Consider the following 25,023-nt stretch of genomic DNA (forward strand, 5'->3'; position numbering starts at 1 on the left):
TGCGCCTTCGCGGCGCCTCCCGGCCCTGGGGTGATTGCGCAGTTCCCCGCGCCCCTGAACCCGATTTCGTCCGCGGGCCGTAGGGGCCGTTCGCGCAGTTCCCCGCGCCCCTAAGGGTCTCGGTGCTGGCCCGCACCGAGCATTTCAGCCCGTCATGGGGGTCCCTCTGGCCCCTAAGGCCTTGGGGGAGTTTGAGGACGAGCGCCGTTCGGGCGCGAACGGGGTCTGGGGCGGAGCCCCAGGGGGCCGGCCCGTCCACCCCGGTGGGGATAGGCCTACGGGGCCGTGACGAAGTCGATCAGGTGCTCCACCGAGCCGAGCAGGGACGGATCCAGGTCCCTGTACGACCGCACCCCGGACAGAATCCGCTGCCACGCCGCCCCCGTGTTCTCGGGCCACCCCAAGGCCCGGCAGACCCCCGTCTTCCAGTCCTGCCCCCGCGGCACCACCGGCCACCCCGCGATCCCCACGGAGGCCGGCTTCACCGCCTCCCACACATCGATGTAGGGGTGCCCGACGACCAGCACGTCAGGATGCGTCACGGACGCGGCGATACGGGACTCCTTCGAGCCCGGGACCAGGTGGTCCACCAGGACACCGAGACGCGCGTCCGGCCCCGGCGCGAACTCGGCGACGATCGCCGGAAGGTCGTCGATGCCCTCCAGGTACTCCACCACCACGCCCTCGATGCGCAGATCGTCCCCCCACACCCGCTCCACGAGCTCCGCGTCGTGCCGCCCCTCGACATAGATCCGCCCGGCCCGCGCCACCCGGGCCCGCGCTCCGGGCACGGCCACCGAACCGGATGCGGTACGTGCGGGGCGCCGAGGGGCCGCCGAGGCGGAGGGGCGTACGAGGGTGACGGCCCTGCCCTCCAGGAGGAAGCCGCGGGGCACGAGCGGGAAGACGCGGTGCTTGCCGAAGCGGTCCTCAAGGGTGACCGTCGGCCCCTCGGCCGTCTTCTCGCAGCGGATCACGGCCCCGCAGAATCCCGTGGCGACCTCCTCCACGACGAGGTCGGTCTCCGCGGGCACCTCGGGAACAGGAGCCTGCTTCTTCTTCCAGGGCGGGGTCAGGTCAGAGCTGTAGCTGCGCATGGCCTCATTATTCGGCGGGGTCGGAGGGAGCGGGTGTGCGGCCGGGGGTCCGGGGGGTGGCCCCCGGGGGATGCAGCCAGGGCGGGGTCAGGTCAGAGCTGTAGCTGCGCATGGCCTCATTATTCGGCGGGGTCGGAGGGAGCGGGTGTACGGCCGGGGGTCCGGGGGGTGGCCCCCGGGGGATGCAGCCAGGGCGGGGTCAGGTCAGAGCTGTAGCTGCGCATGGCCTCATTATTCGGGGCCGCCGGGGCGGACGGGTGCCCCGGCGGCACATCGGCATGGCGGCGCTACGACACCCCGAAGCGCGCGGCGAGCCGGTCCCGCTGGGTGCGTACGAACCCCGCGTCCACCACCGCCCCGTGCCCCGGCACGTACACCGCGCCCTCGCCGCCGAGCGAGAGCAGCCGGTCGAGCGCGGAAGGCCAGCGCGAGGGCACCGCGTCGGGGCCCGCCTGCGGCTCGCCCGACTCCTCGACGAGGTCGCCGCAGAAGACGATCTCCGGAGCGCCGCCGGCCGCCGGAACCAGGACCACGAGATCGTGCCCGCTGTGCCCGGGGCCCACATTGGCGAGCAGCACCTGCCGGCCGCCCAGGTCGAGCGTCCACTCCCCGCTCACCGCGTGGTGCGGAAGCACCAGCAGATCGACCGCCTCGGCCGCTTCCCCGGCGGGCACTCCGTGGCTCACCGCGTCCGAGCGCAGCTCGTCGCCCCGCAGGGCCCGCTCGATGCCGACCGCCCCGTACACCTCGGCCCCGGCGAAGGCCGCCGTGCCCAGGACGTGGTCGAAGTGCGGGTGGGTCAGCGCGATGTGGGTCACACGGCGGCCGAAGAGGGCCTCGGCCTGGGCCCTCAGTTCGGCGCCCTCGCGCAGCGTCGAGCCGGTGTCGCACAGGAGCAGCGAGCGCTCGCCGGCGACCAGCGCGGCCGTCGCGTCCCAGCCCGGCAGCCGTCTGCGCCCGACCCCGTCACCGAGCCGCTCCCAGCCGAACTCTTCCCAACTGACGTCCATGACGCGACGCTATCCGCAATCAAGGGGCGACGTCGCACGGTAGCGTGGTCGGCCGCCCTTGCTAGGGGCGTACCGGTCGGCCGTACACTGGCCGGGGGATTGCTGGCACTCGTACACAGTGAGTGCCAAACGGACGGCAACTGGAGGTGTGCGCGATGCTCAGTGAACGCAGGCTTGAGGTGCTGCGCGCCATCGTCCAGGACTACGTCGGCACCGAGGAACCGGTGGGCTCCAAGGCCCTCACCGAGCGCCACGCGCTCGGCGTCTCCCCGGCGACCGTGCGCAACGACATGGCCGTCCTGGAGGAGGAGGGCTTCATCGCCCAGCCCCACACCAGCGCCGGCCGCATCCCGACGGACAAGGGCTACCGGCTCTTCGTCGACCGGCTCGCGGGCGTCAAGCCCCTGTCGTCGCCCGAGCGCCGCGCGATCCAGAACTTCCTGGACAGCGCGGTCGACCTGGACGACGTCGTGGCCCGCACGGTGCGGCTGCTCGCGCAGCTGACCCGGCAGGTCGCGGTCGTCCAGTACCCGTCCCTGACGCGGTCCACGGTGCGGCATGTGGAGCTTCTCTCACTCGCCGCGGCCCGGCTCATGCTGGTGCTGATCACGGACACCGGACGGGTCGAGCAGCGGATGGTCGACTGCCCGGCGCCGTTCGGCGAGGCCGCGCTCGCGGACCTGCGGGCCCGGCTCAACGCACGAGTGGTGGGGCGCCGCTTCGCGGACGTACCGCAACTCGTGCAGGACCTGCCGGAGTCCTTTGAACCGGAGGACCGAGGAACCGTTTCGACGGTCCTCGCCACCCTCCTCGAAACCCTGGTCGAAGAGACCGAGGAGCGGCTGATGATCGGCGGCACCGCCAATCTCACCCGCTTCGGACACGACTTCCCGCTGACCATCAGGCCGGTGCTGGAAGCACTTGAGGAGCAGGTCGTGCTCCTCAAGCTGCTCGGCGAGGCCAAGGAATCGGGCATGACCGTACGCATCGGGCACGAGAACAACGCCCACGAGGGACTGAACTCCACGTCCGTCGTCTCGGTCGGCTACGGTTCCGGCGGCGAGGCGGTCGCCAAACTCGGCGTGGTCGGACCGACCCGCATGGATTACCCCGGAACGATGGGAGCGGTACGCGCAGTGGCACGTTACGTCGGACAGATCCTGGCGGAGTCGTAAGTGGCCACGGACTACTACGCCGTACTCGGCGTGCGCCGCGACGCATCACAGGACGAGATCAAGAAGGCGTTCCGGCGCCTCGCACGCGAACTCCACCCGGATGTGAATCCGGACCCGAAGACGCAGGAGCGCTTCAAGGAGATCAACGCCGCGTACGAGGTCCTGTCGGACCCGCAGAAGAAGCAGGTCTACGACCTCGGCGGGGATCCGCTGTCGTCGTCGGGCGGCGGCGGAGCCGGCGGCTTCGGCGCGGGCGGCTTCGGCAACTTCTCGGACATCATGGACGCCTTCTTCGGCACGGCATCGCAGCGCGGCCCGCGCTCGCGCACCCGCCGCGGCCAGGACGCCATGATCCGCCTGGAGATCGACCTCAACGAGGCGGCCTTCGGCACCACCAAGGAGATCCAGGTCGACACCGCCGTGGTGTGCACGACCTGTTCGGGCGAGGGCGCGGCCCCCGGCACCTCCGCGCAGACCTGTGACATGTGTCGCGGTCGCGGCGAGGTGTCCCAGGTCACCCGGTCCTTCCTGGGCCAGGTCATGACCTCGCGGCCCTGCCCGCAGTGCCAGGGCTTCGGCACCGTCGTCCCCACCCCGTGCCCGGAGTGCGCGGGCGACGGCCGGATCCGCTCGCGGCGCACCCTCACCGTGAAGATCCCGGCCGGTGTCGACAACGGCACTCGGATCCAGCTCGCGGGCGAGGGCGAGGTCGGCCCCGGCGGCGGCCCCGCCGGCGACCTGTACGTGGAGATCCACGAGCTGGCGCACGACGTGTTCCAGCGCCGCGGCGACGACCTGCACTGCACGGTCACCATCCCCATGACGGCGGCCTCGCTGGGCACCAAGGTGCCGCTCCAGACGCTGGACGGCATGGAGGAGGTGGACATCCGCCCGGGCACCCAGTCCGGCCAGTCCATCCCGCTGCACACCCGCGGCATCACGCATCTGCGCGGCGGCGGCGGCCGGGGCGACCTCATCGTGCACGTCGAGGTCCTGACCCCGAGCAAGCTGGACCCGCAGCAGGAGGACCTGCTGCGCCAGCTGGCCAAGCTCCGTGGCGAGGAGCGGCCCACGGGCCAGTTCCAGCCCGGCCAGCAGGGCCTGTTCTCCCGTCTGAAGGACGCGTTCAACGGCCGCTAGGCCGAGCGGTGAACGGCCGCCGGGCCGTGCGGAAGGGGCCACGGGATGCACCCCGTGGCCCCTTCCGCGTTCTCCGGGGCGTCCGTGTACCGGACACGTGACGGGCCTCACCACCCCGGACGGAAGAGGCGATTCGGTACGGGAGCTACGGCGTGGCACGATGCGGGCATGGCTTTGACCGATCTCTGCCGGTATCCGATCGTGCAGGCGCCCATGGCGGGCGGCGCCTCCGGTCCGGCTCTGGCCGCGGCCGTCTCCGAGGCCGGGGGGCTCGGCTTCCTGGCCGCCGGATACAAGACCGCCGACGGCATGTACCAGGAGATCAAGCAGGTGCGCGGGCTGACGAGCCAGCCCTTCGGCGTCAACCTGTTCATGCCGCAGGAGCCGCACACCGACCCCGCAGCGATCGACGTCTACCGCCACCAGCTCGCCGGCGAGGCCTCCTGGTACGAGACCCCGCTGGGCGACACGGACTCCGGCGGCGACGACAACTACGAGGCCAAGCTGGCCATCCTGCGCGAAGACCCGGTGCCGGTCGTCTCGTTCACCTTCGGCTGCCCCCAGCGGGCCATCCTCGACGCCTTCGCGAAGGCGGGCACGTACACGATCGTCACCGTGACCTCGCCCCAGGAGGCCCAGGTCGCGCAGTGGTCGGGGGCGGACGCGGTGTGTGTGCAGGGCGTCGAGGCGGGCGGCCACCAGGGCACCCACCGGGACGACCCGGAGGCCGACGGCTCCGGCATCGGACTGCTCACCCTGATCGGGCTCGTCCGCGAGGCGGTGCAGCTGCCCATCGTGGCGGCCGGCGGCCTGATGCGGGGCGCGGGGATCGCGGCGGTGCTCGCGGCGGGCGCGTCCGCCGCTCAGCTGGGCACCGCGTTCCTGGTGTGCCCCGAGTCCGGCGCGAACGTGCTGCACAAGCAGGCCCTCACCAACCCCCTTTTCGTACGAACCGAGTTGACGCGCGCGTTCTCCGGGCGGCCCGCGCGGGGCCTGATGAACCGTTTCATGCGCGAGCACGGTCCGTACGCCCCGGCCGGCTACCCCCAGGTGCACCACCTCACCTCCGGACTGCGCAAGGCCGCGGCGGCGGCCGGCGACCCCCAGGGCATGGCGCTCTGGGCGGGCCAGGGCCACCGGCTGGCCCGGGAACTCCCCGCGGGCCGGCTCGTCGAAGTCCTGGCGGCCGAACTCGACGAAGCGGCTGGCGAGTTGACCGCCACTCTGCTGAACCTGAAGAACCAGAGGAGTACCTCATGACCGCCCCGGTCTTCGTCGTCGACAAGGTGCCGGGCGTCGGCGGATTCGTCCTGGACGGGGCGGAGGGCCGGCACGCCGTCTCGGTCAAGCGGCTGCGCGCCGAGGAGCAGGTGACCCTCACCGATGGCACGGGCAACTGGGCGCAGGCCGTGGTCGTCGCGACCGAGGGCAAGGACCGTCTGGTCGTACGGGTCACCTCCGCCGCGGCCGAGGAGGAGCCCGCGGTACGGATCACCGTGGTGCAGGCACTGCCCAAGGGCGACCGGGGCGAGGTCGCCGTGGAGACCATGACCGAGACCGGGGTGGACGCGATCGTGCCCTGGCAGGCGTCGCGCTGCATCACCCAGTGGAAGGGCGAGCGCGGCGCCAAGTCCCTTGCGAAATGGCGTGGTACGGCCCGGGAGGCGGGCAAGCAGTCCCGCCGGGTGCGGTTCCCCGAGGTGCGCGAGGCCATGACGACCAAGCAGCTCGCGCCGCTCCTGGCCGGGGCGGACCTCGCGATGGTCCTGCACGAGGACCGAGACCATCCCTCCGGCGCGCTGGCCACGGCGGAGCTGCCCGCGGCCGGGGAGATCGTCCTCGTCGTGGGCCCCGAGGGCGGGGTCTCTCCGGAGGAGCTGGCCGTGTTCGCGGGGGCGGGGGCGCGGGCGTATCGGCTGGGGGCGAGTGTGTTGCGTACCTCTACGGCGGGTACGGCGGCGGCCGCGGTCCTACTGGCCCGAACGGGCCGCTGGTCCTGACCGGCCCGGACCCCGGGTCCCCCTGGGGCTCCGCCCCAGACCCCGGGCATCTTGCCCACCCACCCGCCCGTACAGGAAGTCGAAGGGCTCGGGCCCTGGGGCTGCGCCCCAGACCCCTGCGGGGGCTCCGCCCCCTGCACCCCCGTTCGCGCCTGAACGGCGCTCGTCCTCAATCGCCGGACGGGCTGAAGATGCCTGCACTGGCCCGCACCGAGCCTTTAGGGGCGCGAGGAACTGCGCGAGAAGCGACCACGGCCCGCAGACGGGAACGGGGTTAGGGCCGCCAGGCTGCGTCATCGCGCGGCGCAACCGAGGTGGCCGCAACCCGGGAGCCCTGGGTCACCTACAGGGGCGCGGGGAACTGCGCGAGCAACCACGCACGGCGGGCGGACGGGAACGGGTTTTGGGGGCGCGGGGAACTGCGCAACCAGCCGCGCACGGTGGAGGACCGCGGGGTCGGGGTGGAGCCCCGTGGTGTGGTGCGGGGGCCGGGGCGGGCCCCGGATGGGTGGGATGGCTGTGAGGGGGCTATCGCGCGGGGAGCCGTGGTGGCACCCTGGCGCTCATGGGGGCCCAGAGGTCGAACCACGCGAACCACCACCCGCGCCGCACGGCACACCGCACGGCATACCGCGCGCTGCCCATCCCCCTGCTCGCCGCCCTGGCGATCGGCGGCGCAACCGCCTGCGACCCCATCGGCGGCCTCAACTCCACCGCGGTCGCCGTCACCACCGAGCAGACCGCGACGGCCGCCCTCGCGCACGAGCACGTCGACGTCAAGTGGCTCACCTGCAACGCCAGCCTCAACTCGGGCGCCGGCGCGACCCCTTCCGCGGCCGCCACCGCCAAGCAGGTCGCCGATGTGGACTGCCAGGGCGAGACCAAGGACGGCAAGGCGATCGCCGTCAAGGGAAAGGTCACCCAGGAGGTCGAGGGCCGCTGTGTGAAGGGCGACCTGACGGCCAAGGTGGCCGGCCGGACGGTATTCCGCGCCAGCGTCCTGGGCAACTGCACCGCGCCCGCCCCGACAATGGGCCCCACGACCCCCGCGCCCGGCGGCCGCCCCACCGTCACGGTGACCACGACCGTCACCGTCACCGTCACCGCCACCCCGTCCTTCCAGGGCAAGTAGCCCAGCCCCGCCCGGGCACGCACCCCGCACCCCGCAACCCCGCACGCACACCGCACTCCGTACCCCGCCCGAACGCGTTGAGTAGCATGCGGTTACCTGATCAACGCGACCAAGGAGGACCGGACCGTGGCCGGAGAGCCGCAGGCGGACTGCCTGTTCTGCAAAATCGTCTCGGGCGATGTCCCGGCGACCGTCGTGCGGGAGACCGACACGACCGTGGCCTTCCGGGACATCAACCCCCAGGCGCCGACCCACGTCCTGGTCATTCCGAAGGTCCACCACCCCGACGGCGCCTCCCTGGCCGCCGCCGAGCCGGCCATCGCCGCGGACGTGCTGCGCGAGGCCGGGGAGGTCGCCCGCGAGGAGAAGATCGACGGCAGCGGCTACCGGATCGTGTTCAACACGGGCAGCGGCGCCGGCCAGACCGTCTTCCACGCGCACGCCCACGTCCTCGGGGGCCGCGGCCTCCAGTGGCCGCCCGGCTAGCCCCCCGACCGCCCCGGCCGCCACCGCGACCAGCCCCAACAGCGCGCACAGCAAGGCAACTCACCGTGTCCGTACGTGAATTGGTGGTGCTCGGCACCGCCAGCCAGGTCCCCACCCGGCACCGCAACCACAACGGCTACCTGCTGCGCTGGGACGGCGAGGGCATCCTCTTCGACCCGGGCGAGGGCACCCAGCGCCAGATGCTGCGGGCCGGGGTCGCCGCCCACGACATCCACCGGATCTGCGTCACGCACTTCCACGGCGACCACTCGCTCGGCCTGGCCGGGGTGATCCAGCGGATCAACCTCGACCGGGTCCCGCACCCGGTCACCGCGCACTACCCGCTCAGCGGCGAGCACTTCTTCGACCGGCTGCGGTACGCCACCGCCTACCGGGAGTCCGTCCAGCTCGGCCAGCAGCCGGTCGCGGGCGAGGGCGCCGTGCTGGCCGCGACCGGCGCGTACACCCTTGAGGCCCGCAGGCTCTCGCACCCCGTCGAGTCGTACGGGTACCGGCTCGTCGAGCCCGACGGGCGGCGGATGCTGCCCGAGCTGCTCGCCGAGCACGGCATCAAGGGCCCCGACGTGGGCCGCCTCCAACGCGAGGGCGAGCTGAACGGCGTCACCCTCGACGACGTCAGCGAGAGCCGGCGCGGCCAGCGGTTCGCGTTCGTCATGGACACCCGCCTGTGCGACGGTGTGCACGCACTCGCGGACGGCTGCGACATGCTGGTCATCGAGTCGACGTTCCTGGACGGGGACATTCAACTGGCCGTCGATCACGGTCACTTGACGGCTGGTCAGGCCGCCGCGGTGGCCCGCGACGCGGGCGTACGCCATCTGGTCCTCACCCACTTCTCGCAGCGGTACTCCGACCCGGAGGAGTTCGAGCGGCAGGCCAGGGCCGCCGGATTCGAGGGCGAGCTGACCGTGGCCGCCGACCTCATCAGGGTCCCGGTCCCCAAGCGCACCACCTGAAGCACCGCACCGAGCACCACCCTAGGAAGCCCCCCACATGCCTCTCTCCACGCCCCTCCCCAAGGCCGAACTCCATCTCCACATCGAAGGCACCCTCGAACCCGAGCTGGCCTTCGAACTCGCCGCGCGCAACGGCGTCGAGCTGCCGTACGCCGACACCGAGGCACTGCGCAAGGCGTACCTCTTCGACGACCTCCAGTCCTTCCTGAACCTGTACTACTCGCTGATGACGGTGCTGCGGACCGAGGACGACTTCGCGGCGCTCGCCGACGCGTATCTGGCCCGCGCCGCGGCCCAGGGCGTGCGGCACGCCGAGATCTTCTTCGACCCGCAGGCGCACACGGCGCGCGGCATCTCCATCGGCACGGTCGTGGAGGGCCTGTGGCGCGCCCTGTCCGCGAGCGAGGAACGCCACGGCGTCTCGACCCGGCTCATCATGTGCTTCCTGCGGGACGAGCCGGCCGAGTCCGCGCTGCTCACCCTTGAGGCGGCCCGGCCGTACCTGGACCGGATCACCGGCATCGGCCTCGACTCGGCGGAGGTCGGGCATCCGCCGGCCAAGTTCCGCGAGGTGTACGAGGCGGCCGCCGCGCTCGGCCTGCGCCGGGTCGCGCACGCGGGGGAGGAGGGGCCGCCCGCGTACATCACCGAGGCGCTCGACCTGCTCGGGGTGGAGCGGATCGACCACGGCCTGCGGGCCCTGGAGGACCCGGACCTGGTCGCCCGTCTGGTCCGCGACCGGGTGCCGCTGACGCTGTGCCCGCTGTCCAACGTGCGGCTGCGGGCCATCGACGTCCTCGCGGAGCACCCGCTGCCGGCGATGATGGACGCGGGGCTGTTGTGCACGGTCAACTCCGATGACCCGGCGTACTTCGGGGGGTATGCGGAGGACAACTTCCGCGCGGTGCGAGAGGTGTTGGGGCTCTCCCCGGATCGGCTCCGGGAGCTGGCCCGGAACTCCTTCGAGGCGGCGTTCCTTGAGGACGACGAGCCGCGCCGTGCGCGGTATCTGGCCGAGGTCGCGGCCTACGACTTCCCGGAGTCCTGACCCCGGGGGCCCTGGCTCCCCGGGCTCCGCCGCAGGCCCCGGATTTCGCCCCACCCCACCCCTTCCCGCAACCCTCCGGGGGTGGGGAGACACCGGGTTCTGTTTCGCCTGCGGACCGTGCGGGGCTGGTCGCGCAGTTCCCCGCGCCCCTAAAGGCTCGGTGCTGGCCCGCATCGGCATCCTCAGCCCGTCCGGCGTTTGAGGACGAGCGCCGTTCAGGCGCGATCGGGGTCTGGGGCGGAGCCCCAGGGAGGGGGGCTCAGGACGCCAGTACCTTGCGGCGTCGCCTCGCCCGCGAGCGGATCGGGATCTCGGCCACTTCCTGCTCGGGCACGCCGATCTGCGGCAGCAGCGCCGCGGAGGCGGCCCCCCGCCCCGCGACCACCGCCGCGGGCATGCCGCCCCGCCGCCGGATGGACCCCGGCACCAGCGGCCGCCCGGACGTGTGCAGCGCCACCGCCGTCATCGGCGCCGCGATGAGCAGCAGCAGCGCGCACAGCACGAGCCCCATGCCCCGGTACCCGGCGTACTCCGAGAGCAGGCTCCCGGTGAGCGGCCCGCAGGCCACCCCGAGCGAGGACGCGGAGCCCGCGAGCACCGCCCAGCGTCCGCGCGGGTCGAGCGAGGCGGACAGGCCGATCAGATAGGACAGGACGACCGGGTAGAAGACGTTCCAGAGGATCTCGCCGGTCGCGAAGGACAGCAGTCCCCGTGCCGATGAACTCGCCACGATGCAGGCCGCGATGACCGCCGTACCCGCCCCGATCGGCACCGCCCGGCCGAGCCGCGCGCCGAGCGCACCCGCGCCGAGCACCCCGAGCAGTCCCGCGCCGAGCCCGGCCGCGAAGACCATGCCGACGGTGACCTCGGTCAGCCCGGCCTGGGTGAGGCCGATCCGTCCGCTCACGCCCCACAGCGCGTTCTGCGCGAGGGACCAGCACAGCATGGTCGCGGCCAGGACCGTGCCGGAGCGGCGGTGGGGAAGCCGTACGCCCGCCGCGACCTGGACGGTCTCCACCTGCGGAGCCGAGCCGTAGGCGTCCGGGAGCCACCGGGTGGCGGGCCACACCAGCGCCGCCACGGCGGCGATGGAGGCCAGCGGGGTCGCGTGCCCGCCGCCGAGGTGAGGGATCGTCAGGTAGAGCACCCCGGCCGTCGCGGAGACGGAGAGCAGGCCGAGCGTGGAGGCCCGGTGGGGGTCGCGCTGGGCGGCGATGCCGGCCGCGGCGACGGCCGTGGCCGTGCCGGAGCCGAGCCCGCCGACCATCGCGCCCGCCACGACGAGCGGGACCAGGGTGGTCAGGGCGGCGGCGCCGTACCCGGTGACGGCCAGGACGAGGCCGTAGCGGGCGAGGCGGCGCGGCCCGTGCTGCTCCACTCTGGAGGCGAGGGTGAAACCGGCCGTGGCCGAGCTCAACAGGAGGGCGGAGCCGACCAGTCCGGCTTCGGCGGGGGAGAGTCCGAGGCCGGCCGAGAGCCGGCCGACGACGGTGGGGAGGAGGTAGGCGGCGAGGTAACCGGCGGTGAAGACGGCGACCAGCGGCCAGGCAGCACGAGGGCGTGCGGACATGGGCGTTCCAAGGAACAGTGCCCGTGGGGCAGAGAGGTCAAAGAGGGGGGATGCGCCCGGTGTTGTACGGGAACGCGAGGCCAATTTGTATCAAGCGTCCCGAGGGCACGAAAAGCCAGGACGGAGTGATCTGGGTCACGTTTCGTTTGGCCTGGGATTCGTCGGGTACAAGAGCGAATTTCGCGGAGGGGGAGGGGAGTTGGGGCCGGGCGGCGAGCGGGGGTGACCCTTGACGGTGATCGTTCACATATCTAGTCTCGATCTGCATTGATGGATGAGTGCATGGCCGGACGGATGGACGGGACCCCATGGATCGAGTTGCCTCCGAAGGTGCGCGGCGGATCGCCGAGGTGCGGCTCACCCCCGTCCTCGTCTGCGACCCTCCGCTCCTCAACGTCCAGGGCGTGCACCAGCCCTACACGCCCCGCCTGATCGTCGAGGTCGTCACGGACGAGGGGGTGACCGGGATCGGTGAGACGTGCGGCGACACCAAGTACCTCGAACTGGCCCGCCCGTACGCCGGGGCGCTGGTCGGCCACGACCTAGCCGACCTCAATGGGCTGTTCACATGCATGGACGAGATCGAGGTCGACGGCTCCCGGATCGACGACTCGGTGGACGTCGGCGGACTGCGGGGCGTCCAGACCGCCGACAAGCTGCGCCTGTCCGTCGTCTCCGCCTTCGAGGTGGCCTGCCTGGACGCGCTGGGCAGGATCCACGGCGTACCCGTGCACACCCTGCTCGGCGGCAAGGTCCGCGACACCGTGGAGTACAGCGCGTACCTCTTCTACCGCTGGGCCGAACACCCCGGCGGCGCGGGCGAGAAGGACTCCTGGGGCGCTGCGCTCGACCCCGCGGGGATCGTCGGCCAGGCCCGCCGTTTCGTGCGCGAGTACGGCTTCGGCTCCTTCAAGCTCAAGGGCGGTGTCTTCCCGCCCGGGCAGGAGGTCGCCGCGATCCGCGCCCTGGCCGCCGCCTTCCCCGGCCACCCGCTCCGGCTCGACCCCAACGGCGGCTGGACGCCGGCGACCGCGCTGCGGGTGGCCGCCGAACTCGCGGACGTACTCGAATACCTGGAGGACCCGGCGCCGGGCACGGCCGCGATGGCCGAGGTGTCCCGGGGCACCTCGGTGCCGCTCGCCACCAACATGTGCGTGACGACGTTCCCCGAGATCCGCGAGGCCTTCCTGAACGACGCGGTGCAGGTCGTCCTGTCCGACCACCACTACTGGGGCGGGTTGCGCAACACGCGTGAACTCGCCGCGATCTGCCGGGTGTTCGGGGTCGGCCTGTCCATGCACTCCAATACGCACCTGGGGATCAGCCTCGCCGCGATGACCCACGTCGCGGCGACCGTCCCCAACCTGGACCACGCCTGCGACAGCCACTACCCGTGGCAGACGGAGGACGTGATCACCGTCCGGCACGTGTTCCGCGACGGACGCCTGACGGTGTCCGATGCCCCCGGCCTCGGCGTCGAGCTCGACCGCGCCGAACTGGCCCGGCTGCACCGCCGCTGGCTCGACGACGACGGCACCCTGCGCGACCGCGACGACGCGGCCGCGATGCGGCGCGCACCGGAGCACGCCGACTGGACGGTCCCGGCGCTTCCGCGCTGGTAGCGGCACCGCAACGGCCCCCCTCCGGCGCGCATCGGGCAGACTTGCCAGATCTGTACGCGAACGGAGAGCCCGCCGTGACGACACCAGACAGCAGAGAGCAGCCGTCCCACCCGCACCACGAGCCCCGGCTGCCCGGTCCCGGACACTCGTCCGAGCCCGAGCCCGCCGAGTGGAACCCGCACCGCCGTGCCCCGGGCGCCGAGCCGCGACGGTCCTCACGGGTCGACCCGCTCGACGGGCTGCGCGATCCGCGCGATCCGCCCTGCGACGTGTTCCTCACCGGCACGGTCTTCCTCGACATCATCTTCACCGGGCTCGACTCGGCGCCGGTGCGCGGCACCGAGTCCTGGGCCCGCGGCATGGGGTCGAGCCCGGGGGGCGTCGCCAACATGGCCACCGCGCTCGCCCGCCTGGGCCTGCGCACCTCGCTGGCCGCGGCCTTCGGCGACGACCACTACGGCGAGTACTGCTGGGACGCGCTCGAACAGGGCGAGGGCATCGACCTGTCGCTCTCGCGGACCGTGTCCGGCTGGCACTCCCCGGTCACCGTCTCGATGGCGTACGAGGGCGAACGCACGATGGTCACCCACGGCCACGAGGCACCCCACGAACTGTCCGCACCCAACGGCCCGCCCCGGGCCCGCGCCGCCGTCGCATCCCTGGTGCCGGGCCGCCGCGAGGGCTGGATCGAGGACGCGGCGCGCTCCGGTGCGCGGATCTTCGCGGACGTCGGCTGGGACGACACCGGCCGCTGGGACCTCGCTGGGCTGCCCGAGCTCGAACACTGCGAGGCGTTCCTGCCCAACGCCGCCGAGGCGATGCGCTACACCCGCACCGACTGCCCCCGGGCGGCGGCCCGCGCGCTGGCCGAGAAGGTGCCGCTCGCGGTGGTGACGCTGGGCTCGGAGGGGGCGTACGCGGTGGACGGCGCGACGGGGGAGACGGCGGACGTCCCGGCCATCGAGGTCGAGGCCCTCGACCCGACCGGCGCCGGCGACGTCTTCGTGGCCGGCTTCGTCACCGGCACCCTGGCGGGCTGGCCGCTCGCCGACCGCCTCGCCTTCGCGGGGCTGACGGCGGCCCTCTCGGTCCAGGAGTTCGGGGGATCGCTCTCGGCGCCGGGCTGGGCGGAGGTGGCGAGCTGGTGGGAGCGGGTACGGACGCTGCCCGACCAGGACCCCGAGGCGCTGCGCCGCTACGCCTTCCTCTCCGCCCTCCTCCCCGGCGCGGCCCGCACCTGGCCCCTGCGCCGGGCCCTCCCCACCCTGGGCTTCCGCCACCCGGCGTAACGCCCCTTGGCCCGGGCGGGCCCGCCGGGGCCGGGGCCGGCCTGCTGCCCGCCCACGCGCGGGGCCCCGGGCCGCGGCCCGCCCCGGGCCTCGGCGAGGCCCCCCGAACCACGCGAGGTGGGAAAACCTCTCGGCGCGCCGCACGGCAAGTCGTACGCTTGGTATCCCAGAGGCTCTCGAACAGCGAGGACCCTGCAACGGGAGGTATGTGCAGGCCCCAGAGCCGGCCCATGACTCAGACACCCACACAACCGCAGGCGCACGCCCAGATCACCATTCCGGCCAAGCACCCCATGGTGACCGTCCTGGGTTCGAGCGACTCCCTGCTGCGCGTGATCGAGAAGGCCTTCCCGTCGGCCGACATCCACGTACGGGGCAATGTGATCAGCGCCGTGGGGGACGCGACGGAAGTCGCCCTCATCCAGCGACTGTTCGACGAGATGATGCTGGTGCTCCGCACCGGGCAGTCGATGACGGAGGACGCAGTGGAACGCTCGATCGCCATGCTCCGTGCGAGCGGCAACGGCAACGGCAGGGCGAACGGCAGCCCGGCCGACGGAAACGGGCACGGCGAGACGCCTGCCGAGGTGCTCACGCAGAACATCCTCTCCAGCCGCGGCCGCACCATCCGCCCCAAGACCCTCAACCAGAAGCGGTACGTCGACGCGATCGACAAGCACACGATCGTCTTCGGCATCGGCCCCGCCGGTACCGGAAAGACCTACCTCGCCATGGCCAAGGCGGTCCAGGCACTCCAGTCCAAGCAGGTCACCCGGATCATCCTGACCCGGCCCGCGGTGGAGGCCGGCGAGCGCCTCGGCTTCCTGCCCGGCACGCTCTACGAGAAGATCGACCCGTACTTGCGCCCGCTGTACGACGCCCTGCACGACATGCTCGACCCGGACTCGATCCCGCGCCTGATGGCGGCCGGCACGATCGAGGTCGCCCCGCTGGCGTACATGCGCGGCCGCACGCTCAACGACGCGTTCATCATCCTCGACGAGGCGCAGAACACCAGCGCCGAGCAGATGAAGATGTTCCTCACCAGGCTCGGCTTCGACTCGAAGATCGTCATCACCGGTGACGTCACCCAGGTCGACCTGCCGAACGGCACGAAGAGCGGTCTGCGCCAGGTCCAGGACATCCTGGACGGCGTCGACGACGTGCACTTCTCCCGGCTCACCTCGCAGGATGTCGTACGGCACAAGCTCGTCGGCCGTATCGTCGACGCGTACGAGCAGTACGACAGCCGCCAGGACCAGGAAGGTCGCGGCGGCCGAAACGGGAAGTAGAGCAGAGCGCACCATGTCGATCGACGTCAACAACGAGTCCGGAACCGAGGTCGACGAGCAGGCGATCCTCGACATCGCCCGCTACGCGCTCACGCGGATGCGGATCCACCCGCTCTCCGAACTGTCGGTGATCGTCGTGGACGCCGAGGCCATGGAGCAGCTGCACATCCAGTGGATGGACCTGCCGGGCCCCACCGATGTCATGTCCTTCCCGATGGACGAGCTGCGCCCGCCGTCGAAGGACGACGAGGAGCCCCCGCAGGGGCTCCTCGGTGACATCGTGCTGTGCCCCGAGGTCGCCAAGAAGCAGGGCGAGGACGCCGAGACGCAGCACTCCATGGACGAGGAGCTCCAGCTCCTCACCGTCCACGGCGTGCTGCACCTGCTCGGCTACGACCACGAGGAGCCGGACGAGAAGGCCGAGATGTTCGGCCTCCAGGCGGCCATCGTGGACGGCTGGCGGGCGGAGAAGGGCCTGACCGGTCCCTCCCCGGCGCCGACCGTCTCATGACCGGTCAGCTGATCGCGGGCGCCGTCGCCCTGGTCGTCGTGGCCTGGCTCGCCGCCTGCGCCGAGGCCGGCCTCGCCCGCATCTCCTCCTTCCGCGCGGCCGAAGCGGTCCGCACCGGCCGGCGCGGCAGCGCCAAGCTCGCCCAGATCGCCTCCGACCCCACGCGCTACCTCAACGTCGCCCTGCTCGTGCGGGTCGCCTGCGAGATGGCCGCCGGGGTCCTCGTCACGTATGTGTGCCTGGAGGAGTTCGGCGAGACATGGGCCGCGCTGCTCGTGGCCATCGCCGTGATGGTCCTCGTCAGTTACGTCGCCGTCGGCGTCTCGCCCCGCACCATCGGCCGCCAGCACCCCCTGAACACCGCGACGGCTGCCGCGTACGTGCTGCTGCCGCTGGCCAGGGTCATGGGGCCGATCCCGCAGCTCCTGATCCTCCTGGGCAACGCGCTGACCCCCGGAAAGGGCTTCCGCAAGGGCCCGTTCGCCTCCGAGGCCGAGCTGCGGGCGATGGTCGACCTCGCCGAGGCGGAGTCCTTGATCGAGGACGACGAGCGCCGCATGGTGCACTCCGTGTTCGAGCTGGGCGACACCCTGGTGCGCGAGGTCATGGTGCCGCGCACCGACCTCGTCTGCATCGAGCGCTACAAGACGATCCGCCAGGCCCTCACCCTCGCCCTGCGCTCCGGCTTCTCACGCATCCCGGTGACCGGCGAGAACGAGGACGACATCGTCGGGATCGTCTACCTGAAGGACCTCGTCCGCAAGACGCACATCAACCGGGACTCCGAGGCCGACCTGGTCTCGACCGCGATGCGCCCCGCCGCCTTCGTGCCCGACACCAAGAACGCGGGCGACCTGTTGCGCGAGATGCAGCAGCAGCGCAGCCATGTCGCCGTCGTCATCGACGAGTACGGCGGCACCGCCGGCATCGTCACCATCGAGGACATCCTGGAAGAGATCGTCGGCGAGATCACCGACGAGTACGACCGCGAACTGCCGCCCGTCACCGAGCTGGCGGACGGCTGCTTCCGGGTCACCGCCCGGCTCGACATCGGCGACCTGGGCGAGCTGTTCGGCTTCGACGAGTTCGACGACGAGGACGTGGAGACCGTCGGCGGGCTGCTGGCCAAGTCGCTCGGCCGGGTGCCGATCGCCGGGGCCACGGCCGTGGTGGAACTGCCCGACGCGCGCAGGCTGCGGCTCACGGCCGAGTCCCCGGCCGGCCGCCGCAACAAGATCGTCACCGTGCTCGTGGAGCCGACCAAGGACGAGGACGACCAGGAGGACGTGGCGTGACACCGAAGCAACTGCGGGCGTTCTGCCTGGAGTTCAACGCCGTGACGGAGGAGTTCCCGTTCAACCCGGAGACCTCCGTCTTCAAGGTGCTCGGCAAGATCTTCGCGCTCACCTCCCTCGACGGGAAGCCGCTCACGGTCAACCTCAAGTGCGACCCGGAGGAGGCGGTCAGGCTCCGCGAGGAGCACCCTGCGATCGTGCCCGGCTACCACATGAACAAGCGGCACTGGAACACCGTGAACGTGGCCGAGCTCCCGGACCGGCTGGTCCGGGAGCTCATCGAGGACTCGTACGACCTGGTGGTGGCCGGCCTGCCGAAGGCCGAACGCCTCCGGCTCGACCGGGCCTGAGACCAACGGGCCTGAGGCCAGCGGGCCTGAGACCAACGGGCCGGAGCGGACGCGGTCCGGCCGCCGGGGGCACTAGGCCTTCCCGCGGCCCGGGCCGCGACCGAGGCCGACGGCGATCAGGGCGGCCGCCGCGACCACGACAGCCGCGTCGATCGCGAGGACCGTACGCACCCCGTCGAACAGCGAGCCCTGCGTGGTGGCGAGTACGCCGAGCAGCGGGATGCCGACCGTCAGGCCGACCTGCTGGGTGGTGGTGACGAGGCCGGTGGCAAGACCCTGCTCCTCGTTCGGCACCCCGCTGGTCACGGTCACGCCGTACGAGATGATCGCGCCGAGGTGGCACATGCTGGCCAGCGAGACGGCGACGGTGGCGAGCAGGGCGCCCGAGTGGGTGCCGAGCCCCAACAGGGCTGCCACGAAGGCGCCTTGGCCGAGCAGCGAGGCCGCGAGGACCCGCCGCGAGCCGAAACGGCCGATCAGCCGGGCCGCGTACGTGCCGGCGACGGCCGACGCCAGGCCCTGGATCCCGAAGACCAGGCCGGTCTCGAAGGACGAGAGGCCGAGGGTCTCCTGGAGGTAGAGGGTCAGCACGAAGACGACCGTCGACATCATCGAGAAGGTCACCAGACCGCCCAGGTTGCCCCAGGCCACCGTGCGGCGCTTGAGCATCGGCAGCGAGACCAGCGGCGCCGACGCCCTCGACTCGACGACCACGAACGCGGCGAGCAGGGCGATGCCGACGAGCAGGATGCCCCACACGTCCACGCCGCCGAAGCCGCGCTGGGCCGCCGTCGACAGGGCGTAGATCACCGCGAGCAGCCCACCGGTGACGGTCACGGCACCGGGCACGTCCAGGCGCGGCCGCTCGGGGGTGCGGGACTCCGGCAGCAGCCCGGGTGCCAGGGCCAGGACGACCACCGCGAAGGCCACCAGCAGACCCATCGTCGAGCGCCAGCCGAGCGTGTCCGTCATGACACCGCCCAGCACCATGCCGACGGTGAAGCCCAGCGAGAGCAGCGTGCCGGAGATGCCGAGCGCCTTGTCGCGCAGCGGGCCCTCGGGGAACGTCGTGGTCAGCAGGGACATGCCGGTCGGCACGATGACGGCCGCGCCGAGGCCTTGCAGAGCGCGCCCGGTCAGGAAGGACGCCGGGTCCCAGGCCAGGGTGGCGAGCAGCGAGGCCGCGCCGAACAGGGCGAGGCCGGTCAGGAACAGCTTCTTGCGGCCGAAGAGATCGGCGATACGGCCGAACAGGAGCAGGAAGCCGCCCGAGGGCAGCGCGAACGCCGTGACCGCCCATTGCAGGGCCGACTGGCCGAGCCCCAGGTCCCTGCCGAGCGCGGGCAGCGCCACGTTCAGTACGGAGAAGTCGAGCGCCACCATGAACTGGGCGGCGCAGAGCACGAAGAGGACCAGCTTGGCCCGTCCGCTGAGCCGGGCTTCCGCAGCGGAACCGGCTGCGGAGTCTCCGCGCGGGCCGGGAGTGGGGGCCGCCGTCCCGGGGCCGGTGGTTGTCGTCGTTGTATCGATCGCCATGGCCCTACCCTCGCGGTCCGGGAATGGCCGTGGAGAGTGGGAACTTATCCTGTTGCTGGCACCACCAGGCAGCCGACAGGGGGATTCTCGTGGCCACACCGATCGACCGGCACCGGCGCAGTGAGCTGCGCGAGTTCCTGATGAGCAGGCGCGCGCGGATCACTCCGACGCAGGCCGGACTGCCCGACGGCGGGGCCCGCCGCCGCACGCCGGGGCTGCGCCGCGAGGAGGTCGCGGTGCTCGCGGGGGTGGGGGTCTCCTGGTACCAGTGGCTGGAGCAGGGCCGCGACATCACGGTCTCGCCGCAGGTCCTGGACGCGGTCGGCCGGGTGCTCCAGCTGACCAGCGCCGAGCGCCGCCACCTGTACGTGCTCGCCGGGCTCAATCCGCCCGCCCTGGAGGTCGATCCGGCCAACGTCGACATGTGCCACGGGCTCCAGCGGCTGATCGACGCCTGGATGCCGTTCCCCGCGCACATCATGGACGCGTACTGGAACACGGTCATGTACAACGAGTCGGCCGCGCTCGTCCTCGGGATGCGCCCCGAGATCGTGCAGAACTGCCTGATCGCGTTCTTCACCGACCCCATCTACCGTGCCCGCGCCCAGCGTTGGGACGAGATCGCCTGCAACGTCGTCGCGCAGTTCCGCGCGGCCTGCTCGGAGCACCCCGACGACGAGGGCTTCCGGGCGGTGGTCGAGCAGGCGAAGGAGCTCAGCCCCGAGTTCGTCGAGCTGTGGGAGCGCCGGGACGTCCAACCCGGCGGCCAGCTCCGCAAGGAGATGGAGCATCCGCTCGTCGGCGCCCTGCACGTCGAGTCCACCCAACTGCGCGTCCCGGCCCGCCCGGACCTGGTGATCGTGCTGCACACGCCGCTTCCGAACACGGACACGGCGGAGAAGCTGGAGTGGCTGACCTCGCCGGAGGGGCGGCGGGGGTCGATGTATCCGATCGCCGGCTGACGCCTCGGCCGGGCGGTGGCCGACCACCGGCTGAGAAAATGCAGGTCAGCGCGCCGATTTCTTCGCATACAGTCGACCTGCACAGAAAACGCACAGCTTTCGTCCCGTGGGGGGATTCACGCATGCCCGCTTTCGCCGCCGTCTCCGTCAGACGCGCCGCCGCCGTGGCCCTGGCCGCCTCGTCCCTGGTCTTCGCCGCCGCGTGCGGCAGCTCGGACGGCAAGGGTGACAAGCCGGCGCAGAAGGACGCCGCCACGTCCTCGACGGCCGCGTCCCCGGGCGCCTCGGGCGCCTCGGGCGGCGCCAAGGGGCCGGTCACCGAGGCCCAGCTCAAGGCGGCCCTGCTGACCGAGAAGGACGTTCCGGCGACCTGGAAGGCGGGCCCGGGCACCGATGGCCTCACCTTCGGCAAGGCCGTCAAGCCCGAGTGCCAGAAGCTCATACAGCTGATGCAGAGCGAGGCCGCCCCCATGGGTGCCGCGACCCGGCAGAGCAGCAACTTCGAGTACGGCCTCCAGCAGGTCTTCGGCTTCGACGGCGACAAGGCCGCCGGGTACCTCAAGGGCTTCGACGCGACCCTCACCCAGTGCGCCACCGTCGCCGTCGACATGGAGGGCGAGAAGTACCCCGTCACCGTGAAGCCGCTGCCGGTGGACCAGGCGGGCGACGAGGCGCACGGCTACGAGCTCGTCATGGACATGGGCCCGATCAAGATGGGCTTCCACACCTACGTGGTCCGCAAGGGCGGCGCGCTGAGCGCGCTCTGCGCGAAGGGCAAGCAGGCGGTCGGCATCCCGGCGGCCGAGTACCAGGCCGTCACGGGCACCGTCGCCAAGAAGCTGGACCAGGCGATCCAGGGCTGAGCCCCCGCATCCGTCGGCCCCGGGCAGTCCTTATGCTCGGGGCATGACTGAGAGCACCGCACTCGACCCCGAGGACCGCAAGATCATCACGCTCGCGCGCAGCGCCCGGGCCCGCAACGGGGTGCCCGAGGGCGCGGCCGTACGCGACGAGACGGGCCGCACGTACGTGGCCGGCACGGTCGAGCTTCCCTCTCTGAAGCTTTCCGCGCTCCAGACCGCGGTGGCCATGGCGGTGGCGAGCGGAGCGGGGTCCCTGGAGGCGGCGGCGGTCGTGACGGCGGCGGGGGCTCTGGCGGAGGCGGATGTGGCGGCCGTACGGGACCTGGGTGGTCCCGCCACGCCCATCCTCCTGGCGGGCCCGGACGGCACCCTGAAAACCCCCTGACCCCTGACACGGGCCCCCTCGGGGCTCCGCCCCGAACCCCGGGGGGTTTGCCCACCCTCCCGCCCGTCGCCCGGGGTTGGTTGGTTCCGGCCCCTGGGGCTCCGCCCCAGACCCCCGGGGGTTTGCCCACCCACCCGCCCGTGCGGCGGGTTGAACCGGCTGAGCCCTGGGGCTGCGCCCCAGACCCCGGGCGGGGGCTCCGCCCCCTGCACCCCCGTTCGCGCCTGAACGGCGCTCGTCCTCAATCTCCCCCAAGGCCTTAAGGGCCAGGGGGGACCCCCATGACGGGCTGAAGATGCCCATGCGGGCCAGCACCGAGCCTTCAGGGGCGCGAGGAACTGCGCGAGAAGCGACCGGTCCGCAGCCGAAGACGGGTTTAGGGGCGCGGGGAACTGCGCGACCAGCCCCCCACGGCCCGCGGACGAGAACGGGTTTTGGGGGCGCGGGGAACTGCGCGAGAAGCGGGCACGGTCCGCAGCCGAAGACGGGTTTCAAGGGGCGCGGGGAACTGCGCGACCAGCCCCCACGGCCCGCAGACGCAAACGGGTCCAGGGGCGCGAGGAACTGCGCGAGAAGCGGGCACGGTCCGCAGACCGAGACGGGTTTAGGGGCGCGGGGAACTGTGCGACCAGCCCCGCACGGCCCGAGGCCGAAAAGGGGCGTTGGGGGCGCGGGGAAGTGCGCGAGCAACTCCGCACGGTCCGAGGCCGGGCGGATCAGGGGCGCGGGGAACTGCGCGGAACCCCGCTACAGCCAACCGCACCCCGCCCGCCCGGCGTTAAGAATCAACGCGGAGGCCCTTGTAATCCACAGCCACCCGCGCATCAATGGACGGCAGTCGATCCGACGACCCGTCAGATACGAGGGACGGACCGGCACGGGGTGCAGAGCCGCAACCCCGCACCGGAGTCGGACCCACTCCCTCCGCGCAAGCGAAAGCACAACGCACCAGCACCACAGTGCACCGCACCGCACAACGCAACCCCCGCCCCCGCAGAGCCATGCCCGCACGCCCGCGCACCCGTGCGCGTGGGCCGCGGGGGCCGCTGCGCGGTCGTGTGTCGACGGCGTCGATGACGTCGAGACGCGGCAGACGATCAACTCCCGTTACGGGAAGGGGAATCATGCGTAAGAGCACCAGCAGACCGGTCGCGCGGGCCGCACTCGCGGTGGGGGCGGTGGCCGTGGCGGGCCTCGCCTTCGCGCCGAGCGCCGCCGCCGTCACCCCCACCACGGCGACCGCCACGTACGACTGCGGAACCTGGGGCGGGGGCGGCGCCACCCTCACCGCCACCCAGAGCGGCACCGCCGCGACCATCACGCTGACCTCGGCCGTCACCACCCCGGTCGCCGTCGGCGCCAACCAGATCAGCGCGACCCTGACCCTCGCCAAGGGCGGCGGCGGCACCAGGGTGTTCAGCGGCAAGGCCAACCCCGCCCTGCCCGCGGGCAGTTCGGTCAAGATCGGGCCGCTGAACGGCACCGTCGCCGCCGGTGACAGCCTCAACTCGTACTTCGCCGGCACCGCCCTGAAGATGGTGATCTTCGGAGTCACGGTGAACTGCGACGCGACGACCTCCCAGTCGCCGGGCCCGTTCGTCTTCTGATCCGTCATCGCTCAACGCCCGACCGCTCAACGCCCGACCGTTCAACGCCCGATCGCTCCACGCGCAACGAGCCGGTGCCGTCCCGGGCGGCGCCGGCTCCGGCGTGCCCCGGTGCATCGATACATCGGTACATCGGTACATCGATTCGTCGATGTGGGATGTGAAATGCCTTGGTCCGTCGGGATCTTGACAGTATCTGATGGGTCATCAGTCAATGCGCCGGGATGCCATTGACTTCTTTTCGGCCCGAGCCGTCAATGGCCCCCTGTCGGCGCAGCCGAGCCGCGCTGTGCCACTTCAGGAAGGGGGGCAAGCCCATGTCGGAACGTCGAAGACGGCGTCTGGCCGCCGTGTTGGGGGCGGTCGCACTCGCCGCCGGGACCGGCGCGCTCGCCGCACCCGCGAGCGCACTGGCCGCGACGCCCGTCGACTTCGCCACGCACTGCATCCCGCCGGCCATCGCCGGCATCCCGCCCATCGACGGCACCACGAACGCGACCGTCACCGTCGACAACGCGGCACCCAAGGTCGGCGACAAGGTCACCGTCACCTACACGGTGAACAAGCCCGCCGCCAGCAACCCCGTCGACATCGCCCTGCCCGCCGACATCATGACCCCGACCGGAAAGGTCGTCCTCGCGGGCGCCCAGACCGGCACCGTGGACGTGACCGGCCCCAAGAAGAACGCGCCCGTGCCCGGCAAGGGCGCGTTCCCGGCGTTCTCCATGAGCGGCAGCTTCACCGCCACCAAGGCCGGCGCGATCAACCTCTCGCCCGGCGACTACAACATCCACACCAGCTACATCATGGAGCTGGACACCCCCTGCACCGTCACCAATCCGCCCGCGCCCGTCTCCGAGACGGTCAATGCCACGGACGGCGGCGGCCAGGTCAACCAGCGCGCCATCACGGCCGACCCGGCCTCCGGCAACGCCGGTGACCGCACGACGGTCAGCGGGTCCAAGTTCACCCCCAACGCGGACGTCACCGTCGCGGGCTGGAACGGCACCGCCACCACCGCCGACAAGATCACCTTCAAGGCGGACGCCAACGGTGACTTCACCGCCCGGCCGAAGATCACGGACCCGGCGACCACCGGCATCGTGGCCTTCGAGGGGGCGGCCTGGGACCCGGCGAACGGCGCGGGCCCGGTCGCGTACACGGTCAACAGCGGGCCCCCGCCCACCGGACCGAGCCAGAAGCTCAACACCTCGGTGAACGCGGGCACGTTGGCGATGACGCAGGCCGGTGACAGCGTCGACCTCCAGGCCGTCGACTTCGGCAAGGGCGGCGCCTCCACCGGCGATCTCCAGACGGTGACGGTCCAGGACTTCCGCGGCGGCCCCGCGGGCTGGTCCCTGACCGGCAAGGTCACCGACTTCACCGGACCCGCCGGATCCATCGACGCGGGCAGACTCGGCTGGACCCCGGCCTGCTCCGCCAAGGCGGGCTCCCCGTCCGTCTGCGCGGCCGGCTCGGCCGGCACCGTGGGCAGCGCGGGCGCGACCCTCGCCTCCACCCCGAACGCCGCGCTCACCGGTGGCGAGTTCACCGTGGACGCGAAGCTCTCGCTCGACGTGCCGGCGTTCACCGCGCCCGGCGCCTACAGCGGCGTACTGACCCTCACCCTCACCTGATGTCCACCCGTGGGCCGGGCGCGCACCCGGCCGGCCCAC

At 72.1% G+C, this 25,023-nt stretch carries 23 protein-coding genes; 19 read left to right on the plus strand and 4 right to left on the minus strand.

The window, feature by feature from the left end; genetic code table 11:
* Positions 1 to 275 precede the first annotated feature (275 nt).
* On the minus strand, positions 276 to 1,097 hold the full coding sequence (locus CG740_RS29240) for a DUF3097 domain-containing protein (RefSeq protein ID WP_100578280.1): 822 nt from the start codon (positions 1,095 to 1,097) through the stop codon (positions 276 to 278).
* Positions 1,098 to 1,384: 287 nt separating this feature from the next.
* Positions 1,385 to 2,107 (minus strand): MBL fold metallo-hydrolase, encoded by a 723-nt coding sequence (locus tag CG740_RS29245; RefSeq protein WP_100578281.1) that lies wholly within the window; start codon positions 2,105 to 2,107, stop codon positions 1,385 to 1,387.
* 155 nt (positions 2,108 to 2,262) lie between these two features.
* Here CG740_RS29245 and hrcA point away from each other — a divergent pair, with 155 nt between their 5' ends.
* The 8 genes from hrcA (at position 2,263) to CG740_RS29285 (ending at position 10,065) form a co-directional block, all read left to right on the plus strand.
* Positions 2,263 to 3,282, plus strand: a complete 1,020-nt coding sequence (gene hrcA / locus CG740_RS29250; RefSeq protein ID WP_100578282.1) for a heat-inducible transcriptional repressor HrcA — start codon at positions 2,263 to 2,265, stop codon at positions 3,280 to 3,282.
* On the plus strand, positions 3,283 to 4,422 hold the full coding sequence (gene dnaJ / locus CG740_RS29255) for a molecular chaperone DnaJ (RefSeq protein ID WP_100578283.1): 1,140 nt from the start codon (positions 3,283 to 3,285) through the stop codon (positions 4,420 to 4,422).
* Positions 4,423 to 4,590: 168 nt separating this feature from the next.
* Positions 4,591 to 5,682, plus strand: a complete 1,092-nt coding sequence (locus tag CG740_RS29260; RefSeq protein WP_100578284.1) for a nitronate monooxygenase — start codon at positions 4,591 to 4,593, stop codon at positions 5,680 to 5,682.
* Positions 5,679 to 6,422, plus strand: a complete 744-nt coding sequence (locus CG740_RS29265; protein ID WP_100578285.1) for a 16S rRNA (uracil(1498)-N(3))-methyltransferase — start codon at positions 5,679 to 5,681, stop codon at positions 6,420 to 6,422. The genes CG740_RS29260 and CG740_RS29265 overlap by 4 nt, the downstream gene beginning before the upstream one ends.
* 565 nt (positions 6,423 to 6,987) lie before the next feature.
* Positions 6,988 to 7,554: a hypothetical protein gene (locus tag CG740_RS29270; RefSeq protein WP_234376537.1), complete on the plus strand. Its 567-nt coding sequence runs from the start codon at positions 6,988 to 6,990 to the stop codon at positions 7,552 to 7,554.
* 126 nt (positions 7,555 to 7,680) lie between these two features.
* Positions 7,681 to 8,040 (plus strand): histidine triad nucleotide-binding protein, encoded by a 360-nt coding sequence (locus tag CG740_RS29275; RefSeq protein WP_100578286.1) that lies wholly within the window; start codon positions 7,681 to 7,683, stop codon positions 8,038 to 8,040.
* Between the two features lie 65 nt (positions 8,041 to 8,105).
* Entirely contained in the window at positions 8,106 to 9,017 is a 912-nt protein-coding gene (locus CG740_RS29280) for a ribonuclease Z (protein ID WP_100578287.1), read from the plus strand.
* A gap of 37 nt (positions 9,018 to 9,054) precedes the next feature.
* Entirely contained in the window at positions 9,055 to 10,065 is a 1,011-nt protein-coding gene (locus tag CG740_RS29285; RefSeq protein ID WP_100578288.1) for an adenosine deaminase, read from the plus strand.
* Positions 10,066 to 10,324: 259 nt separating this feature from the next.
* Here the strand turns inward: CG740_RS29285 and CG740_RS29290 are convergent, their stop codons facing one another.
* Complete coding sequence (locus CG740_RS29290; RefSeq protein ID WP_100578289.1) at positions 10,325 to 11,635, minus strand: MFS transporter; 1,311 nt, start codon at positions 11,633 to 11,635, stop codon at positions 10,325 to 10,327.
* 308 nt (positions 11,636 to 11,943) lie between these two features.
* On the opposite strand from CG740_RS29290, the gene CG740_RS29295 reads away from it, so the two are divergent.
* The 6 genes from CG740_RS29295 (at position 11,944) to CG740_RS29320 (ending at position 17,994) form a co-directional block, all read left to right on the plus strand.
* Positions 11,944 to 13,257, plus strand: a complete 1,314-nt coding sequence (locus CG740_RS29295) for a glucarate dehydratase family protein (RefSeq protein WP_100578290.1) — start codon at positions 11,944 to 11,946, stop codon at positions 13,255 to 13,257.
* Positions 13,258 to 13,496: 239 nt separating this feature from the next.
* Positions 13,497 to 14,546, plus strand: a complete 1,050-nt coding sequence (locus CG740_RS29300) for a PfkB family carbohydrate kinase (protein ID WP_234376546.1) — start codon at positions 13,497 to 13,499, stop codon at positions 14,544 to 14,546.
* A gap of 230 nt (positions 14,547 to 14,776) precedes the next feature.
* Positions 14,777 to 15,838, plus strand: coding sequence for a PhoH family protein (locus tag CG740_RS29305; protein ID WP_100578291.1), 1,062 nt, complete (start codon positions 14,777 to 14,779; stop codon positions 15,836 to 15,838).
* Between the two features lie 13 nt (positions 15,839 to 15,851).
* Positions 15,852 to 16,349, plus strand: coding sequence for an rRNA maturation RNase YbeY (gene ybeY / locus CG740_RS29310; RefSeq protein WP_100578292.1), 498 nt, complete (start codon positions 15,852 to 15,854; stop codon positions 16,347 to 16,349).
* Positions 16,346 to 17,644 (plus strand): hemolysin family protein, encoded by a 1,299-nt coding sequence (locus CG740_RS29315; protein WP_100578293.1) that lies wholly within the window; start codon positions 16,346 to 16,348, stop codon positions 17,642 to 17,644. Before ybeY ends, CG740_RS29315 begins: the two co-directional genes overlap by 4 nt.
* The gene (locus CG740_RS29320) at positions 17,641 to 17,994 is read left to right on the plus strand and encodes an MmcQ/YjbR family DNA-binding protein (RefSeq protein ID WP_100578294.1); all 354 of its coding nucleotides are present in this window, start codon (positions 17,641 to 17,643) and stop codon (positions 17,992 to 17,994) included. The genes CG740_RS29315 and CG740_RS29320 overlap by 4 nt, the downstream gene beginning before the upstream one ends.
* A 72-nt stretch (positions 17,995 to 18,066) precedes the next feature.
* Here the strand turns inward: CG740_RS29320 and CG740_RS29325 are convergent, their stop codons facing one another.
* Positions 18,067 to 19,530, minus strand: coding sequence for an MFS transporter (locus CG740_RS29325; RefSeq protein WP_100578295.1), 1,464 nt, complete (start codon positions 19,528 to 19,530; stop codon positions 18,067 to 18,069).
* A gap of 140 nt (positions 19,531 to 19,670) precedes the next feature.
* Between CG740_RS29325 and CG740_RS29330 the strand changes: the two genes are divergently transcribed.
* From CG740_RS29330 to CG740_RS29350, 5 genes are all read left to right on the plus strand, one after another.
* Positions 19,671 to 20,492, plus strand: a complete 822-nt coding sequence (locus tag CG740_RS29330; RefSeq protein ID WP_234376547.1) for a helix-turn-helix transcriptional regulator — start codon at positions 19,671 to 19,673, stop codon at positions 20,490 to 20,492.
* 122 nt (positions 20,493 to 20,614) lie between these two features.
* Positions 20,615 to 21,355, plus strand: a complete 741-nt coding sequence (locus tag CG740_RS29335) for a hypothetical protein (protein ID WP_100578297.1) — start codon at positions 20,615 to 20,617, stop codon at positions 21,353 to 21,355.
* Between the two features lie 43 nt (positions 21,356 to 21,398).
* Positions 21,399 to 21,740 carry a cytidine deaminase gene (locus CG740_RS29340; RefSeq protein ID WP_100578298.1) on the plus strand — a complete coding sequence of 114 codons (342 nt, stop codon included), beginning with the start codon at positions 21,399 to 21,401 and terminating at the stop codon, positions 21,738 to 21,740.
* A 1,124-nt stretch (positions 21,741 to 22,864) separates the two neighbouring features.
* Complete coding sequence (locus CG740_RS29345) at positions 22,865 to 23,347, plus strand: hypothetical protein (RefSeq protein ID WP_100578299.1); 483 nt, start codon at positions 22,865 to 22,867, stop codon at positions 23,345 to 23,347.
* A 317-nt stretch (positions 23,348 to 23,664) separates the two neighbouring features.
* On the plus strand, positions 23,665 to 24,984 hold the full coding sequence (locus CG740_RS29350; RefSeq protein ID WP_100578300.1) for a beta-xylosidase: 1,320 nt from the start codon (positions 23,665 to 23,667) through the stop codon (positions 24,982 to 24,984).
* Positions 24,985 to 25,023: the final 39 nt, after the last annotated feature.

It is taken from the genome of Streptomyces sp. CB01201 (assembly GCF_002803085.1).
GTDB lineage: Bacteria > Actinomycetota > Actinomycetes > Streptomycetales > Streptomycetaceae > Streptomyces > Streptomyces hundungensis.